Annotated in this window: 16 protein-coding genes; 3 read left to right on the top strand and 13 right to left on the bottom strand. The window is 55.5% G+C overall.

What is annotated here, in order from left to right:
- Nucleotide 1 precedes the first annotated feature (1 nt).
- Together ptsI and crr are read left to right on the top strand one after the other, a co-directional pair.
- Entirely contained in the window at nt 2-1729 is a 1728-nt protein-coding gene (gene ptsI, locus KW828_RS04685; RefSeq protein WP_218335258.1) for a phosphoenolpyruvate-protein phosphotransferase PtsI, read from the top strand.
- Nucleotides 1730-1769: 40 nt separating this feature from the next.
- Complete coding sequence (gene crr, locus KW828_RS04690; RefSeq protein ID WP_008803873.1) at nt 1770-2279, top strand: PTS glucose transporter subunit IIA; 510 nt, start codon at nt 1770-1772, stop codon at nt 2277-2279.
- Between the two features lie 61 nt (nt 2280-2340).
- Here the strand turns inward: crr and pdxK are convergent, their stop codons facing one another.
- Together pdxK and cysM are read right to left on the bottom strand one after the other, a co-directional pair.
- Nucleotides 2341-3186, bottom strand: coding sequence for a pyridoxine/pyridoxal/pyridoxamine kinase (gene pdxK, locus KW828_RS04695; protein ID WP_218335259.1), 846 nt, complete (start codon nt 3184-3186; stop codon nt 2341-2343).
- An 11-nt stretch (nt 3187-3197) separates the two neighbouring features.
- Entirely contained in the window at nt 3198-4109 is a 912-nt protein-coding gene (cysM, locus tag KW828_RS04700) for a cysteine synthase CysM (RefSeq protein WP_218335261.1), read from the bottom strand.
- A gap of 227 nt (nt 4110-4336) precedes the next feature.
- On the opposite strand from cysM, the gene KW828_RS04705 reads away from it, so the two are divergent.
- Nucleotides 4337-4717, top strand: a complete 381-nt coding sequence (locus tag KW828_RS04705) for a YfeK family protein (protein ID WP_218335262.1) — start codon at nt 4337-4339, stop codon at nt 4715-4717.
- A gap of 50 nt (nt 4718-4767) precedes the next feature.
- On the opposite strand, the gene KW828_RS04710 is transcribed toward KW828_RS04705, so the two are convergent.
- The 11 genes from KW828_RS04710 to KW828_RS04760 all read right to left on the bottom strand — a co-directional run bounded on the left by KW828_RS04710 (nt 4768) and on the right by KW828_RS04760 (nt 16365).
- Nucleotides 4768-7422 (bottom strand): glycoside hydrolase family 78 protein, encoded by a 2655-nt coding sequence (locus KW828_RS04710; RefSeq protein WP_218335264.1) that lies wholly within the window; start codon nt 7420-7422, stop codon nt 4768-4770.
- Nucleotides 7423-7432: 10 nt separating this feature from the next.
- Nucleotides 7433-8722, bottom strand: a complete 1290-nt coding sequence (locus KW828_RS04715; protein WP_218335266.1) for an MFS transporter — start codon at nt 8720-8722, stop codon at nt 7433-7435.
- A 45-nt stretch (nt 8723-8767) separates the two neighbouring features.
- A complete protein-coding gene (locus KW828_RS04720) occupies nt 8768-9625 on the bottom strand; it encodes a helix-turn-helix domain-containing protein (RefSeq protein ID WP_218335268.1) in 858 nt (285 codons plus the stop codon).
- A 266-nt stretch (nt 9626-9891) separates the two neighbouring features.
- Nucleotides 9892-10986 (bottom strand): sulfate/thiosulfate ABC transporter ATP-binding protein CysA, encoded by a 1095-nt coding sequence (gene cysA / locus KW828_RS04725; RefSeq protein ID WP_218335269.1) that lies wholly within the window; start codon nt 10984-10986, stop codon nt 9892-9894.
- The gene (gene cysW, locus KW828_RS04730; protein ID WP_218335270.1) at nt 10976-11851 is read right to left on the bottom strand and encodes a sulfate/thiosulfate ABC transporter permease CysW; all 876 of its coding nucleotides are present in this window, start codon (nt 11849-11851) and stop codon (nt 10976-10978) included. Before cysW ends, cysA begins: the two co-directional genes overlap by 11 nt.
- Nucleotides 11851-12684 (bottom strand): sulfate/thiosulfate ABC transporter permease CysT, encoded by an 834-nt coding sequence (gene cysT, locus KW828_RS04735; RefSeq protein WP_218335271.1) that lies wholly within the window; start codon nt 12682-12684, stop codon nt 11851-11853. The genes cysW and cysT overlap by 1 nt, the downstream gene beginning before the upstream one ends.
- A complete protein-coding gene (locus KW828_RS04740; protein WP_218335272.1) occupies nt 12684-13694 on the bottom strand; it encodes a sulfate ABC transporter substrate-binding protein in 1011 nt (336 codons plus the stop codon). The genes cysT and KW828_RS04740 overlap by 1 nt, the downstream gene beginning before the upstream one ends.
- A 180-nt stretch (nt 13695-13874) precedes the next feature.
- A complete protein-coding gene (locus KW828_RS04745) occupies nt 13875-14774 on the bottom strand; it encodes a Dyp-type peroxidase (protein WP_218335273.1) in 900 nt (299 codons plus the stop codon).
- Nucleotides 14775-14866: 92 nt separating this feature from the next.
- Nucleotides 14867-15442 (bottom strand): RpoE-regulated lipoprotein, encoded by a 576-nt coding sequence (locus tag KW828_RS04750; protein ID WP_218335274.1) that lies wholly within the window; start codon nt 15440-15442, stop codon nt 14867-14869.
- Between the two features lie 64 nt (nt 15443-15506).
- On the bottom strand, nt 15507-15953 hold the full coding sequence (locus KW828_RS04755) for a DUF2919 domain-containing protein (protein ID WP_218335276.1): 447 nt from the start codon (nt 15951-15953) through the stop codon (nt 15507-15509).
- The gene (locus KW828_RS04760; protein ID WP_218335277.1) at nt 15940-16365 is read right to left on the bottom strand and encodes a GNAT family acetyltransferase; all 426 of its coding nucleotides are present in this window, start codon (nt 16363-16365) and stop codon (nt 15940-15942) included. The genes KW828_RS04755 and KW828_RS04760 overlap by 14 nt, the downstream gene beginning before the upstream one ends.
- Between the last annotated feature and the right edge of the window lie 32 nt (nt 16366-16397).

A 16397-nucleotide genomic window follows, 5' to 3' on the forward strand; every position in this document is an offset into this window, starting at 1 on the left:
TATGATTTCAGGCATTTTAGCATCCCCGGGTATCGCTTTCGGCAAAGCACTGCTGCTGAAAGAAGACGAGATCGTCATCGACCGGAAAAAAATTTCTGCCGACAAGGTTGATCAGGAAGTTGAACGTTTTCTGAGCGGTCGTGCCAAGGCATCAGCGCAACTGGAAGCCATTAAGACTAAAGCTGGCGAAACTTTCGGTGAAGAAAAAGAAGCCATCTTCGAAGGGCACATTATGCTGCTCGAAGATGAGGAGCTTGAGCAGGAAATCATAGCCCTGATTAAAGATAAGCACGTCACTGCTGATGCAGCCGCGCACGAAATTATCGAAGGTCAGGCCACCGCTCTTGAAGAGCTGGATGACGAATACCTGAAAGAGCGCGCCGCTGACGTGCGCGACATCGGTAAACGTCTGCTGCGCAATATTCTTGGTCTGGCAATTATCGATCTGAGCGCTATTCAGGATGAAGTTATCCTGGTGGCAGCGGATCTGACCCCGTCTGAAACGGCACAGCTGAACCTGAAGAAGGTGCTTGGCTTTATCACTGACGTTGGCGGCCGTACCTCCCACACCTCTATCATGGCGCGTTCCCTTGAGCTGCCAGCGATTGTGGGCACCGGTAGCGTCACCACGCAGGTGAAGAACGACGACTATCTGATTCTGGATGCCGTAAACAATGCGGTTTACGTCAATCCGACTAACGAAGAAATCGAAAAACTGCGTGCCGTGCAGGAACAGGTTGCCAGCGAAAAAGCTGAACTGGCAAAACTGAAAGATCTGCCGGCCATTACGCTGGACGGCCATCAGGTTGAAGTGTGCGCCAATATTGGTACTGTCCGCGACGTAGACGGTGCTGAGCGCAACGGCGCTGAAGGTGTCGGCCTGTACCGTACCGAATTCCTGTTCATGGATCGCGACTCTCTGCCGACTGAAGAAGAGCAATTCGCAGCGTATAAAGCCGTTGCTGAAGCCTGTGGCTCGCAAGCGGTTATCGTCCGTACCATGGACATCGGCGGCGACAAAGAGCTGCCGTACATGAACTTCCCGAAAGAAGAAAACCCGTTCCTGGGCTGGCGTGCAGTGCGTATCGCTATGGATCGTAAAGAGATCCTGCGCGATCAGGTTCGTGCCATCCTGCGCGCCTCTGCCTTCGGCAAACTACGCATCATGTTCCCGATGATCATCTCTGTTGAAGAAGTGCGTATTCTGAAAAAAGAGATCGAGATCTACAAACAGGAACTGCGTGACGAAGGTAAAGCCTTTGATGAGAGCATTGAAGTGGGCGTGATGGTGGAAACCCCTGCGGCGGCGACCATTGCCCGTCACCTGGCCAAAGAAGTTGATTTCTTTAGCATAGGTACCAATGATTTAACGCAGTATACGCTGGCAGTTGACCGCGGTAATGATATGATTTCACATCTTTACCAGCCGATGTCACCGTCCGTGCTGACGCTTATCAAGCAAGTCATTGATGCTTCTCATGCTGAAGGCAAATGGACTGGCATGTGTGGTGAGCTAGCAGGCGATGAACGTGCTACACTTCTGTTGCTGGGGATGGGTCTGGATGAATTCAGTATGAGTGCCATTTCTATCCCGCGCATTAAGAAGATTATCCGTAACACGAACTTCGAAGATGCGAAGGTATTAGCAGAGCAGGCTCTTGCTCAACCGACAACGGACGAGTTAATGACGCTGGTTAACAAGTTCATTGAAGAAAAAACAATCTGCTAATCCACGAGATGCGGCCCAAATTACTGCTTAGGAGAAGATCATGGGTTTGTTTGATAAACTGAAATCTCTGGTTTCTGACGATAAGAAAGATACCGGAACCATTGAGATTATTGCTCCGCTGTCTGGCGAGATCGTCAATATTGAAGACGTGCCGGATGTGGTGTTCGCTGAGAAAATCGTTGGTGATGGCATTGCTATCAAACCAACCGGTAACAAAATGGTGGCACCGGTTGACGGTACCATCGGCAAAATCTTTGAAACCAACCATGCCTTCTCTATCGAATCTGATAGCGGCATTGAGCTGTTCGTTCACTTCGGTATTGATACTGTTGAACTGAAAGGCGAAGGTTTCAAACGTATCGCCGAAGAAGGCCAGCGCGTTAAAGTTGGCGACCCGGTCATCGAGTTCGATCTGCCACTGCTGGAAGAGAAAGCCAAGTCTACCCTGACGCCGGTTGTTATCTCCAACATGGACGAAATCAAAGAGCTGATCAAACTGTCCGGTAGCGTGACCGTGGGCGAAACCCCGGTTATCCGCATCAAGAAGTAATTCTTGCCGCACATAAAAAAGGCACCTGCAAAGGTGCCTTTTTTTGCCTGTAGCCTCACGGTTAAACCCGGTCTGGCGGCAACAGCAGCTCATCGCAGCCGGTATCCAGCGTATAACGCATCACGTCAAACACCCGCGTACCCGCCTTCTTCACCGCATCGCTCAGGCTCAGGCCTTTAACGATCCCACTGGCCAGTTCGGCGCAGAACAGATCGCCGGTGCCTTTTAAATCCGTCGCCACCCGCGGATGGGTGATCACTTCCACACTATTCGCCGTAACCAATACCACGTGCATGTCGTCGCTGTCGGCCACGCCCGGCGCACTGGTGATAACAATCCATTTCAGCGATTCCGAGAGCAGCCCTTTGGCGGCGGCAATGGCGCTGTCGTGGTCACGGCAGGATTTACCGGTCAGCACTTCCAGTTCAAAGACGTTCGGCGTCAGCCCCTGCGCCAGCGGCAGCAAATGCTGACGATAGGCGTCCGGCAGATCCGGCTTGACGTAAATACCGCTGTCGATGTCGCCAATAACCGGATCGACCAGGATCAGCAGATCCGGATGCTGTGCTTTTAGCGCCGTCAGCCAGCGAGCCAGAATAGCAATCTGCGACGCATTGCCCATATAACCGGTGGTCACCGCGCGCAACTGGCGCAGCGCATCCCGCTCCTGCAACGCCTGCAGATAACCGCTGAACCACTCGTCAGGGATCACGCCGCCGTAAAAGGTATCGTAGTGCGGAGTATTACTGAGCAGCACCGTAGGCACGGCGATTACATTCAAATTGTGGCGCTTGATGGTCGGCACGCCAATGCTGTTACCCACGCTGCCGTACACTACCTGCGACTGCACGGCGACAATATCCGCCTGCAATGCTCTGGTTTTATCGTTGAACAACACCATGTTCATTGTTGCCTCCTTTAGATGCCTGAACCCTGAGAATAACTCTCTTCACCAAACACGCCGGTGGAGAGATAACGATCGCCGCGATCGCAGATAATTGCCACCACTACCGCGCCCGGCGTGCCCTTTGCCACGCGCAACGCTCCGGCAACCGCCCCGCCGGAGCTGACGCCGCAGAAGATACCTTCCCGGGTGGCCAGCTCGCGCATGGTATTCTCCGCCTCGCGCTGATGAATATCCAGCACCTCGTCCACCAGCGCAGCATTAAAGATGCCTGGCATATATTCAGCGGGCCAGCGACGGATGCCGGGAATGCTACTGCCCTCTTCCGGTTGCAGACCAACGATAGTCACCGCCTTTTCCTGCTCGCGCAGAAAGCGGGATACGCCGGTGATGGTGCCGGTGGTGCCCATGCTGGAGACAAAATGGGTGAGGCGTCCGCCGGTTTGCTGCCAGATTTCCGGCCCAGTGGTGGTGTAGTGTGCGTAAGGGTTATCTGTGTTATTGAACTGATCGAGCAGTTTGCCTTCGCCGCGCTGCGCCATTTCCAGCGCCAGATCACGCGCGCCTTCCATGCCCTGGGCTTTGCTGACGAGGATCAACTCTGCGCCATAGGCACGCATCGCAGCCCGTCGCTCCTGGCTCATGTTGTCTGGCATCAGCAGTTTCAGGCGATAGCCTTTGAGGGCGGCGATCATCGCCAGGGCAATACCGGTATTACCGCTGGTGGCTTCGATCAGCACGTCGCCGGGTTTGATTTCACCGCGTTTTTCCGCCTGGACGATCATCGACAAGGCCGCGCGATCTTTTACCGATCCCGCCGGGTTATTGCCTTCCAGCTTGACCCAGATTTCACTGCCATTCGCGGGTGTCATGCGCTGGAGTTTCACCAGCGGCGTATTGCCGATGGTGTCTTCTAATGTATTCACAAACGCTGTCCAATAAAAAGCCCGGTGGCGCTACGCTTACCGGGCCTACATGCATAACCCCGACCTGTACCACCTGGCAACAACAAGATGGCGATAACTTATCAGCCACGCTCATTCAGGTCTATATTCAGCACACAGATATTCCCTCATGTTCCCCTACAGTCATGCAACTTATTGCTTATAAAGAGGTCTTACCGGCGATCAATACTTATTAAAGGAATAATGTGATGAAAAAGACTCTATGTGCCATCGTTGCACTCGGCTTAACGCTTCCGGCCTGGGCTAAACTTAACGCCCATGAAGAAGCCCGTATCAACGCTATGCTTGACGGGCTGGCACAGAAAAAGGATTTAGTGTTTGTACGCAACGGTGATGCACACAATTGCGAAGAAGCGGTTTCGCATTTGCGCCTGAAACTGGGCAATACCCGTAACCGAATTGATACCGCAGAACAATTCATTGATAAGGTGGCATCCTCGTCTTCAATTACCGGTAAACCTTACATTGTAAAGATGCCCGGCAAAGGAGATGAAAATGCCCAGCCCTATCTGCATATGCTGATCGCCGAAACGGATAAAACGCTGGTCACAGAAGATAAATCACGCTGATGCCCGGTGGCGCTACGCTTACCGGCCGCGCCACCCGGCAAAAGACGTTATTACTCATATTCAGCAAGTAAAAACTCGACGTGATATTCCCCCGAGCCCGTTGTCGCGCACCAGTTTGCAGAGCCTTGCGTAAATACCAGCCCGCCCGCATCTGTTATCTGGCTCGCCGGAAGCTTCAGCGTAGCGGTAGTGTTCGCCGGGATACGCACACTCAACCGGATGCCTTCCCCCACACGACGCCAGTGCACGGCGATTTCGCCATACACCGACTGATACCCGGCCTCGACAAAGGTCACATCGCCGCCCGGCAGCGGGGAGATAATCACATGCTTAAAGCCTGGCTGCATCTCGTCGGCTTCAATCCCTGCCACCGCGCGATACAGCCACTCCCCTACCGCGCCATAGGCGTAGTGGTTAAACGAGTTCATATCAGGGCTCCACATCGATCCATCGGGCTTGATGCCGTCCCAGTGCTCCCAAATCGTGGTCGCCCCCGCTTTGACCTGATAGAGCCAGGAAGGGAAATCATCTTTTAACAGCAGCGCCCAGGCCTCTTTCACCCGCCCATTCTGACTCAGCGCATGGCAGAAATACGGCGTGCCAACAAACCCGGTCACCAGATGGCCGTCATGCTCGTCAAGCAACTCCACCAGTGTGTTGATGGTACGTGCGCGGAACGCTTCCGGCACTAAATCGAAGTACAACGCCAGAATATGCGCCGTCTGGGTTCGGGCGGTCATCATCCCGTCCGGGGTGAAAAATTCCGCCTGGAAACGTGCGACCACCGCCTGATGTAACGCCCGATAGTTTGCCGCGTCGTCATCGCGGCCCAGCACCGCCGCTGCACGGGCAAACAGGCCGCTGGAATACGCATAGTACGCCGTGCAGGTCAGCACATCCGGCGTCGCGCCGAAGTAACTTCCCTCTTGCGCGTCCAGCGCCACCCAGTCGCCAAATTGCAACTTATAGCGCCAGAGATGGTTATCAGCATGGGCGTGCATGAAATCGATCCACGCCTTCATGCTCTCATACTGGTTTTCGAGGATGCGGGTATCTCCATACATCAGATATATCGTCCAGGGGTTGATGACCGCCGCATCCGCCCAGGCTGATGACGAATGGGTTCCCCCTTCCGCCAGAAAACGATCCGCCTCACAGTGTCCGGTCAGAATATCCGGGATCACATGCGGCACACCGCCCTCCGGCGTCTGGTCAATCATCAGATCGGTGAGCCATTTGGCAAAGAAATTGCGCGTCTGCATCAGATAGCTGGCGGTACGGCAGAAAATCTGCGCATCTCCCGTCCAGCCGAGGCGCTCGTCACGTTGCGGGCAGTCGGTAGGCACATCGACAAAATTGCCCTTCAGCCCCCACAAAATATTGTGATGCAACTGGTTGAGATCGGGGTTTGAGCAGCTAAAGCGCCCGGTTTGCTGCATGTCTGAATGCAACACAATCGCCTGAAAATCGTCCGCATTCACCTGCCCCGGATAGTGCTCCACCTTCACGTAGCGGAAACCCTGAAAGGTAAAATGCGGATGGAAGGTTTCCCTGTCACCGCCCTTCAGGGTGTACTCCACGCGCTGTTTTGCACTGCGCAGGTTATCGAGATAAACGTTGCCCTGCGCATCCAGCGTTTCAAAATGCCGTAGCACCACATTGTCGCCGGGCTGCCCGCTGACGGTAAATTCGACCCAGCCGCTAAGATTCTGGCCGAAGTCGATCACCGTGTCGCCTGCGGGGGTGGTGAAAATCGCTTTCGGGCGCAGCGTCTCCTGGCGCTTGACGTGCCCGGCGCCCTGCGCGGTGAGCGCCTGCTTGTTAAAGCCGATAACGCTAACCGCGCGCCAGGCACCATCTTCAAAATCCGCGTACTGCCAGCCCGCCCTTTCCTGCCGCGCGTCGTAGATTTCGCCGTCGTAGAGTTCGGAAAACAAAATCGGCGACTCATCTGCACGCCAGCTGGCGTCTGATGCCACCACCTGCCGGGTACCGTCCTGATAATAAATCACGACCTGGCAGAGCAGCGCCGTCTGTGCGCCGTAGAAATTACGATGGCGCATAAAACCCATATCGCCTTTAAACCACCCCGCGCCCAGCTCAGCGCCAATGGCGTTCACACCGCGTTGCAACATAGCGGTGACATCATAGGTTTGATACAGCAAATGTTGCGAATAGCTGGTCCAGCCAGGCGTTAGTTCATGGTCGCCCACCCGCTCGCCGTTGAGGTACAGGTTGTATAGCCCGAGTGCCGTGACATGGACAAACGCCGAGGCGATGGATTTATCCGTAAGCGAAAACGTGTTCCGCAGCAGGGTCGCATTCGAGCGGTGCTTATCTTCCGGCGTTTCGGCAGAGATGAACTCAGCCTGCCAGCGAGTATCCCGCATACCGGTTACAAACGTCGCCAGGCGCCAGTCGCTCTGCTCACCGTGGTTATCTTTGATCCGCACGCGTAAAAAATAACGGGTGGAAGGCGCAAGCGGGATATCTGGCAGCGCGACGTTCATAGAGGCGCTGCCGTTTACCCAGCCGCTGTCAAAAAGCATGGCCGTAAACGCAGTGTCAGTGCTGCATTGCAGATGCCAGTTTTGCTGCGTCACGTTCCGCCGGTCGCTGATGATGTGCCAGCCCAGCAGGGGAAATTCATCCACGCCAGTAAGCGTTTGTTCATAGTTGAGCGTGATTTTCGTTATCGCCAACATACTCTGTTCCTCATCCTTTCACTTGGTGTAAATCCGCGTGCTGTACCTCATGCACAGCACTGGCTTCATGACTGAATTCGTTGCGTTGCTGGCCGCGAAAGCACAGCCAGCCGACAAACAGGCCAAAGGCCACGATGGAAGATAAAATGGTGTAGAGCACCACTGGCCCGGCATCGAGCAACACCGGGGTGACAAAGGCCAGCACGCCGCAGGAGAGTCGGGACAGACCGACAATCGCCCCTTGCGCGGTGGATCGCAGCATGGTGGGGAAGGACTCCTGCGACCAGACTTTCATGATGCCTTCAAACGCCAGCCCGCTGCCGATGGCGGTAAACAGCAGGCAGCAGAACCAGGAGAGCGGCGAAAAGCTCAGCAGCACCGGCATAAAAAATCCCCCGGCAAAAAAGAATGCGCCAATGACGTAAACAAACATTCTTTTCGAGGTATCGACCACTTTCATAAATAACAGGCCAGAGAGCACGCCCACCGGCATCAGCAGCAGATTCCACAGCGAATTTTTCTCGACCGTAATACCGACGACGTTAACTGCCACATAGGTGCCAAACTGCCCGCCGGTATTCGCCGCCAGGTTGGTAAAGGAGTAAAACAGGCACAGGGCGATAAACGGCCAGATATATTTCCCACGCAGCAAATCTTTAAACGCGGCTTTCTGCGCACGCACGGTGCTCACGCCGCGTCTGCGCTCGTCGCGGGCGATTAGCCACATCTCAGATTCCGGGATCGACCAGCGCAGGATCAAAAGCGTTGCCGCCACGATGCCCACGTGCAGATACATAATCTGCGCACCCAACGCCCCCCAACCGCCAACCACGGCGGAAATCGCCATCGTGGTGCCGATGCCGAGCGTCCACAGCAGGTTGGATAAGCCGATAATTTTGCCCCGGTTTTTCTCCGTTGCCGCTTCGGCGATGGTGGCAAGTGACACAGGCAGATCGGCCCCCGTCGCCAGCCCAACCAACAGCGTCCCGACAAAAAGTAACGGGAATATTTTGCCAAACGCCAGCAGCAGCGTACCGATGACGATCATCGCCATGGTGGCAATAAAGACTTTCCGCCTGCCAAAACAATCCCCCATCCGTCCGCCAAAAAACGCACCGAGGGCGATACTTAAGGTCAATATGCCGGAAAGAATGCCTATTTCAGAGGACGTCGTACCGATAGCTTTTTGATATATCACCAGCGCCGTACCATTTGAAACAATGGCGGCAGAATCAATATAAGAGGCCATTCCCGAAACAACACCCACGTACCATGGATTTGGCTGGGTCATTTTATTCATAATGCTGACTCCCATTCCTTGTATCAGACAATCAATGAAAATAAGTTATGCGCCTTCAACCGGACGACTTAACTGACGTTCCTGGCTGGGCGTTCGTGAAAAATTCTTTTTATACAATTCAGTTAAATACGCGGCATTAATAAAGCCGCAGTCACTGGCGATATTTTTAATGGCTAAATCGGTGGTCCGCAGTTTATCTTTGGCTTTTAACAAACGGTAAGTTTGCTGGAACTTCTCCGGCGTGGTTCCGGTGTATTCCTTAAAAAGGCGGTACATGGTGCGCTGGGAAAGCCCCGCCATTTCACCCACGCTCACCCAGGGAACCGACTGCGAATAATGTTTGCGGATATAATTGAGGATAAACAGCACACCTTTCTCCCCGGTATTACCCCGCCCCTGTTTGTGATCGAGAGTACGGCTGAGCGTACTCAAAATGCCGAGCAGCAGCGATTCCGTCAGCGCAAAGTAAGCGCGGTCGAAGCTGTCATCGCGGCAGTCGCTGATCCCCTGCGCCAGCGCGACGATCCGGCTTAACGCCTCTTCGCTTAACGGGTGATAGCCGGTGGTGAACGGGACGGTATGCTTTTTTATGGTCGCCAGCAGCGGCGCAATATCCTTGAGAAAATAAAACGGCGTCTGCTTGTGAAACAGAATATTGATAATCGATAAATCACAGGTGGCATCGTAATAATGAACATCATTCGCTGACACGAAAAAGAAATCGCCCTGATGAATTAATTCCGTCTGATCGTTAATAACGTGAAAACCGCAGCCGTGAATGACAATCACCAGCTCATCAAATTCATGCCCGTGAATATCCGCCATCGCCTGATTATTTAATTGAAAAAGACAAAAAGCATGGGTGTCCGACAAGAAAAAATCCTGACTTTGTTTAATATCCATATTTTCGGCGCTCCTGGTAACAGGTATTACCATGTATGCGTTTAATTAGAACGTATTATTTATGACAAGTCATTACGATGACCTGGCAGTGGAGTGAAAGTCAGTGTGACCTTACCTGCATTTTTCGTGTGCAGAGGAAATAAAAAAAGCGACCGGATGGTCGCTTCGTGCGGGGTGCAGTTCATTTGCCGGGCGGCGCATTCGCTTGCCCGGCCTACGTGAGTTTGTAGGCCCGGTAAGCGAATGCGCCACCGGGCATTACGTCGTCAGGCAGATTCCGCCAGCGCCAGTTCTTCGTGATTTTCGATACGCTCGCTGCCGTGATACAGGCGCGCATGTTGCAGGCCGACAAACAGACGTTCGCCGCGCACCGGGGCGTCATCCCCCTGCAACACCACAGACAGCGGCTCGTCATACCAGCCCAGCGGCTGCACCACCAGTTGCGTGTAGTGCCCTTTTGGACTCGCTTCGATAACCTGTACCGGTAACGGTGAATCCAGACTGGTGCGACGGCTGATGTCCACTTCCCACGGACGCAGGAACAGATCGACTTCTCCCTGATGCGCCGGGGTGTACCCCAGCGGCCAGCGGTGCGCGCCGACGTGGAACTGCCCGCCGCGTACGGTGCCCTTCAGACGGTTCACTTCGCCCATAAACTCCAGCACAAAGCGGGTCGCCGGTTCGCGCCACACCTGCTCCGGCACGTCTACCTGCTCGATATTTCCCTGACTCATCACCACCACGCGATCCGCGACTTCCATCGCCTCTTCCTGATCGTGGGTCACGAACACGCTGGTGAATTTCAGCTCTTCGTGCAACTGACGCAGCCAGCGGCGCAGCTCTTTACGCACCTGCGCATCCAGCGCGCCGAACGGTTCGTCGAGCAGCAAAATTTGCGGATCCGGTGCCAGTGCGCGGGCCAGCGCCACGCGCTGTTTCTGCCCGCCGGACAGCTGCGCCGGATAGCGATCGGCAAGGTGCGACAGCTGCACCATCTCCAGTAATTTAGTCACTTTCGCTTTGATGGCCGCGGCATCCGGGCGCACGCGCCGCGGCAGTACCGTCAGGCCAAAGGCGATATTGTCGAACACCGTCATATGGCGGAACAGCGCGTAATGCTGGAACACGAAACCGACTTTACGATCGCGGGCATGCAGACGACTGACGTCGGTGCCCTGAAAACGGATACGGCCGCTGGACTGATGCTCCAGCCCGGCAATAATGCGCAGCAGCGTGGTTTTCCCGGAGCCGGACGGCCCCAGCAGCGCCACCATTTGTCCAGAAGGAATATCCAGCGAGATGTCATTCAGCACCTGGGTGCGACCAAATGACTTCTTAATGTTGGCGATCTCAATGCTCATGATGTTCCTCCTGTTGCGCGCGTTTTTCCTGATTATGCAAACGCCACTGCAACCCACTCTTTAAAAACAGGGTCAAAATAGCCATTAACGTCAGCAGGGCGGCGGCGGTAAACGAGCCAACCGTGTTGTAATCCTGCTCCAGTAACTCTATCTGTAACGGCAGCGACAGCGTTTCACCGCGGATCGAGCCGGATACCACCGACACCGCGCCGAACTCACCGATGGCGCGGGCGTTGGTCAGCACCACGCCGTACAGCAACGCCCAGCGAATATTGGGTAAGGTCACGCGGCGGAACATCTGCCAGCCGGATGCGCCGAGTAAAATTGCCGCCTCATCTTCGTGGCTGCCCTGGCTCAGCATCACCGGCACCAGCTCGCGCACCACAAAGGGACAGGTCACGAAAATCGTCACCAGCACCATGCCGGGCCAGGCAAACATGATTTGCAGATTATGTTCATCCAGCCAGCCGCCGAGCGGGCCGTTGGAGCCGTAAAACAGCAGATAGACTAAACCTGCCACGACCGGCGAGACGGCGAACGGAATATCCAGCAGGGTCAGCAGCAACTGGCGGCCCGGAAAATCAAAGCGCGTCACCAGCCAGGCCAGCAGGATGCCGAACACCAGGTTTACCGGCACGGTGATCAGCGCAATCATTACCGTCAGCCAGATGGCGTGCAGCATGTCCGGATTGGCCAGGTTTTGCAGCACGGGCATCAGGCCTTTGCTGAAAGCCTGCACAAAGATGTAGATCATCGGCACCAGCAGGATAAACGCGGAAACGATCATCCCGGTGCCGATCAAAAACCATTTGCCCCAGTTGATGCGGGGCGCGTCAATGCGTTTCAATTGTGTAACGTCCGCCATTAGTGACCTACCACACGCCGGCCAAAGCGACTTTGCAGGGTATTGATGGAAAACAGCAGCAGTAAGGACGCCGCGAGGATCACCGAGGCAATGGCGCTCGCCGCCGGATAATCAAACTCCTGCAGGCGCACAAAAATCATCAGCGAGGTGACTTCCGTTTTCCACGCGATGTTACCGGCGATGAAAATCACCGCGCCAAACTCACCCAGGCTGCGGGTAAAGGATAACGCCACGCCCGCCAGCAGCGCCGGGGAAAGCTCCGGCATCACCACTTTCCAGAAACTCTGTAAGCGGGTGGCACCCAGGGTTTCCGCAGCTTCTTCATATTCCGGGCCTAACTCTTCCAGCACTGGCTGCACCGTGCGCACCACAAACGGGATGCTGGTAAACGCCATCGCCACCGCGATGCCAAGCCAGGTGTAGGTGACTTTAATATCGAACTGCGCCAGCCACTGCCCGTAAAAGCCATTGACCGAAAACAGCGAGGCGAGGGTTAAGCCCGCTACCGCCGTGGGCAGCGCAAACGGCAGATCCATTAACGCATCGAGCAAAGTTCGTCCCGGAAAACGATAGCGGGTAAGGATCCACGCCATCAGCAGGCCAAACACGCCGTTAAAAATCGACGCCACAAACGCCGACAGCAGCGTCACTTTATAGGCCGCCACCACCTGCGGATTGGTGACCACCTCCCAGTACTCCGCCCAGCTCATTTGCGCCAGCTGCATGACCAGCGCGCTCAGCGGCAACAACAAAATCAGACAGACAAACAGCAGGCTGGTGCCGAGGCTGAGGGTAAAGCCCGGCAGCACGCGCCGGGTAGACAGTGCAAACATCAGCTACGCCCCGCCGCCAGCAGTTTGTCCAGCTCACCGCCGGTGGTGAAGTGGGTTTTCATCACCTCAGGCCAGGCACCGAACTGATCTTCCACGCGGAACAGCTCGGTCTGCGGGAATTTATCTTTCAGTTTTTCCATCACCTGCGGGTTATTCACGCGATAGTAATAATCGGTGATGATGGTCTGCGCCTGCGGGGTGTACAGCCAGTTGAGATAGGCTTTCGCGGCTTTCTCGGTGCCGTTAGCCTTGACGTTTTTATCCACCCAGGCGACCGGGAATTCGGCGAGGATATTCACCTTCGGTACCACCACTTCAAAACCCTGCGCTTCATACTGCTTGCGGATATTGTTCACTTCCGATTCAAAGGTGATCAGCACGTCACCGAGGCCGCGCTCCACAAAGGTGGTGGTCGCGCCGCGTCCGCCGGTGTCAAAGACCTCAACGTTTTTCAGGAACTGGGTCATGAATTTTTCGGTCTTAGCTTTATCGCCGCCGTCGGCTTTTGCCGCTGCGCCCCATGCCGCCAGATAAGTGTAACGCGCGTTACCGGAGGTTTTCGGGTTGGGGAAGATCAGCTTCACGTCAGAACGCACCAGGTCGTTCCAGTCGTGGATATTTTTCGGGTTCCCTTTGCGGACCAGGAACGCCATGGTGGAGTAAAACGGCGAGCTGTTATTCGGCAGACGGCTCTGCCAGTCGGCCGGGATCAGCTTGCCCTTGTCATGCAGGATCTGCACGTCGGTCACCTGGTTATAGGTCACCACGTCAGCCTTCAGGCCTTGCAGGATCGCCAGCGCCTGCTTTGAGGAACCCGCGTGGGATTGTTTGATGGTCAGCTTGTCCCCGCCATTGTCTTTCGCCCATTGCTGTTCGAACGGCGGATTCAGGGCGGCAAACAGCTCGCGGGAGACATCATAGGAGCTGTTGAGCAGTTCAGTTGCCTGGGCCTGAGCCACCAGCAACAGGGATGCTGCAAGCGTCAGGTATCCTTTTTTCAGTATGGTCATGGCGGTGCGCACCCTTATAAGTAGAAAGACTGTCCGGATCACAGTTTATTTATAAGCAGTACGAAAGGAGTAACGGTTTTATATACCGTTTGGTGATTTGCAAGTTGAAAAGAGAATAAGAGCGCCGGGACATTGCCGGGTAGCGCTGACGCTTACCCGGCCTCGGAATAAACAGGGCTTTTACAGCGCTAATAACCGCGTCAGCGACGGCGCAAAATAGTAGCCGCCGGTTACCGGACGGGTGAAGCGCAGCATGGCGTCGCGCTTGCCGTCGGTGTCGCCAAACATGCTCAGCAGCTGCTGCTCAATGTTATACAGGCGGGCGCAGTAAGCGCAGAAGTAAAGGCCGTGGGTGCCGCTTGCCGTGCCGTAAGGCAGGCTCTGACGGACAATCTTCAGGCCCTTGCCGTTTTCTTTCAGATCGACACGGGACAGGTGCGAGGTGACCGGGCGTACGTCGCCGTCGATCTCGTCGTTGGCGACTTTAGTACGGCCAATCATCATCTCCTGATCCGGTACACTCATGCGGTTCAGCTGTTTAAGGTTATGCTCCCAGCGCTGCACAAACACATAGCTGCCGCCGGCGTCCACACCGTCTTTGATCACCGCCACCTCGGTACGCGTTTCCACGCCTGCCGGGTTTTCGGTGCCGTCGACAAACCCGCTGAGATCGCGATCTTCCACCCAGCGGAAACCGTGCACCTCTTCCTTCACCTCCAGCGCATCGCCAAAGGCTTCCAGCGCCGCCTGGGCGACCGAGAAGTTAACATCATGGCGCAGCGATAAAATATGGATCAGCACGTCATACTGGGTGGCTGGTGCCAGCCCTTTGCCGTAAGGCACGAAATCTTTTAGCTCGGCGGCGCCCACGCCGCCACTCAGTTCGCGCCAGGCGTTATGCCCGAAGGCCACCACCGCGCCGAGGGCCGCGTCCGGGAACGTCGCCTGCAAGGTTGCCAGTTTATCGGCAAATATTTTACTGCCCGCACGCAGGGCGTTGATGTCGCCCCTGACGTTCGCTTCCATCCATATTGCCGCACGGCAATGTTCCGGCAATATGCCGCTCTGCACCTGAGACATCCATCACTCCTGAAAAAAAGATGCCACGCGACCGTGGCATTGATGGGCGTATTGTACCCGTTTTTTATGCAGGACAGATGATCCGCCGCAAATTAGCGACGCCAGATAATTTTTGTCAGCGTCCAGTTTTTCAGGGCATCGTCGGCAGGCATTAACCCTTCCGGGCCACTCCATTTACCGGTGAACAGATAGCTGATGTGCTGGCTCTCTTTCGCCCGGCATTCCACCGCGCTGCTGTCGTCGCCGGTGGCTTTTTCACAGTTACCATAGGCTTTGTCATACAGATCGCTAAACGGCGTGCCGATAGCGGTGCCGCTGGCGGTTTCGATGTCTTTATCCAGCACGTCGATGCGGCTGACCGTGCCCTGTTCACCCTGGATCACCATTGCCAGCTCGTCGCCTTTCAGCGCCTCGACGTACCGCACAATCGCGCCGTTTTCGGTTTTCATGCCGCTGCGCAGACGATAATCCCCGCCCAGCGCCGCGGTGATGGCCTCTTCGTTGAGCGCCGTGCTGCCCGTCAGATCGCCAACGCCCTCTTTGGTAACCTGCAGGGAGGAGCCGAACCAGTTCCACGGATTCGCCGCTGACCAGTTAACGTTGCTCAGCGTGGAGCAGCCGGTGAGCAGCAGTGGCGTAGCGCATAACAGTAAACGCAGCGATTTCATTGTCACTTCCTTCTTATTTCAGTTAACGCCTGTTGGAGTACCAGAACGGCAAAAAGTGCCGTGGTTACGCCTCCGGCGTGAAGCAGGCGCGCAGGCGGCGGTCCGTCAGCAACCACCAGAGCGCAAAACTGTCGATCAAAAGCAGGGCTAAACCGATCCCCGTCACGGCCTCGCCCGTCAGCCACAGCAGCGGTTGCCAGACCAGCAGCACCAGCTGCGCCACAATTAACAGGCCACGTAACCGCGGCCAGAGATGCGGATAGTGCTGACGACGCCCGCTAAACAGAAATACCAGCACCGCAGGCAGTCCCGGTAACATCCCCCACCAGAACAGATCGTGATCCGGATAAAACAGGCTCAGCAGCGTGCTGCCCTGTTCACGGGAGGCCCCCGCCATAACAAACAGCACCCAGGTGCGTGCTTGTAACAGCAGCACGCACCAGAGCATCAAAGGCAGGCGTAAGCGTCCGTGCGGGTCAAAATCGGAGGGCAAAAACTCAATATTCTTCATCTTCAATCAGGCGTTTGCCCAGATTCAGCACGTCGGCGTGCTCGTAGCCCAGGCGTTCATACATGCCGAGCACCACGTCGTTGTCTTCACGCACCATGATCTGAATTTTCGGACAGCCGCGGGCAATCAGCTTTTTCTCAAGACGATTGAGCAGTGCATTGGCGATGCCGCGCCCACGGTATTCCGGGTGCACGCCAAGGTAGTAGGCCGAACCGCGATGTCCGTCGTAGCCACCCATCACGGTGCCCACCACTTCCCCGTTCACTTCCGCCACCAGGAACAGGCTGACGTCATGATTCATCTTACGTTCAATATCCATTTCTGGATCGTTCCACGGACGCAGGAGTTCACAACGCTCCCACAGGGTGATGACTTCTTCGAAATCGGCCTGGCGAAATACGCGTATCTCCATGGTTTGACCTACTCTTTTCAGGCTAAAACGTT

The organism is Enterobacter sp. ENT03 (genome assembly GCF_019218745.1).
GTDB lineage: Bacteria > Pseudomonadota > Gammaproteobacteria > Enterobacterales > Enterobacteriaceae > Enterobacter_D.

Coding starts and splice junctions, on each gene's coding strand:
- ptsI (WP_218335258.1), top strand. CDS start 2: ATGATTTCAGGCATTTTAGCATCCCCGGGTATCGCTTTCGGCAAAGCA.
- crr (WP_008803873.1), top strand. CDS start 1,770: ATGGGTTTGTTTGATAAACTGAAATCTCTGGTTTCTGACGATAAGAAA.
- pdxK (WP_218335259.1), bottom strand. CDS start 3,186: ATGAACATGGTGTTGTTCAACGATAAAACCAGAGCATTGCAGGCGGAT.
- KW828_RS04705 (WP_218335262.1), top strand. CDS start 4,337: ATGAAAAAGACTCTATGTGCCATCGTTGCACTCGGCTTAACGCTTCCG.
- KW828_RS04710 (WP_218335264.1), bottom strand. CDS start 7,422: ATGTTGGCGATAACGAAAATCACGCTCAACTATGAACAAACGCTTACT.
- KW828_RS04715 (WP_218335266.1), bottom strand. CDS start 8,722: ATGAATAAAATGACCCAGCCAAATCCATGGTACGTGGGTGTTGTTTCG.
- KW828_RS04720 (WP_218335268.1), bottom strand. CDS start 9,625: ATGGATATTAAACAAAGTCAGGATTTTTTCTTGTCGGACACCCATGCT.
- cysA (WP_218335269.1), bottom strand. CDS start 10,986: ATGAGCATTGAGATCGCCAACATTAAGAAGTCATTTGGTCGCACCCAG.
- cysW (WP_218335270.1), bottom strand. CDS start 11,851: ATGGCGGACGTTACACAATTGAAACGCATTGACGCGCCCCGCATCAAC.
- cysT (WP_218335271.1), bottom strand. CDS start 12,684: ATGTTTGCACTGTCTACCCGGCGCGTGCTGCCGGGCTTTACCCTCAGC.
- KW828_RS04740 (WP_218335272.1), bottom strand. CDS start 13,694: ATGACCATACTGAAAAAAGGATACCTGACGCTTGCAGCATCCCTGTTG.
- KW828_RS04745 (WP_218335273.1), bottom strand. CDS start 14,774: ATGTCTCAGGTGCAGAGCGGCATATTGCCGGAACATTGCCGTGCGGCA.
- KW828_RS04750 (WP_218335274.1), bottom strand. CDS start 15,442: ATGAAATCGCTGCGTTTACTGTTATGCGCTACGCCACTGCTGCTCACC.
- KW828_RS04755 (WP_218335276.1), bottom strand. CDS start 15,953: ATGAAGAATATTGAGTTTTTGCCCTCCGATTTTGACCCGCACGGACGC.
- KW828_RS04760 (WP_218335277.1), bottom strand. CDS start 16,365: ATGGAGATACGCGTATTTCGCCAGGCCGATTTCGAAGAAGTCATCACC.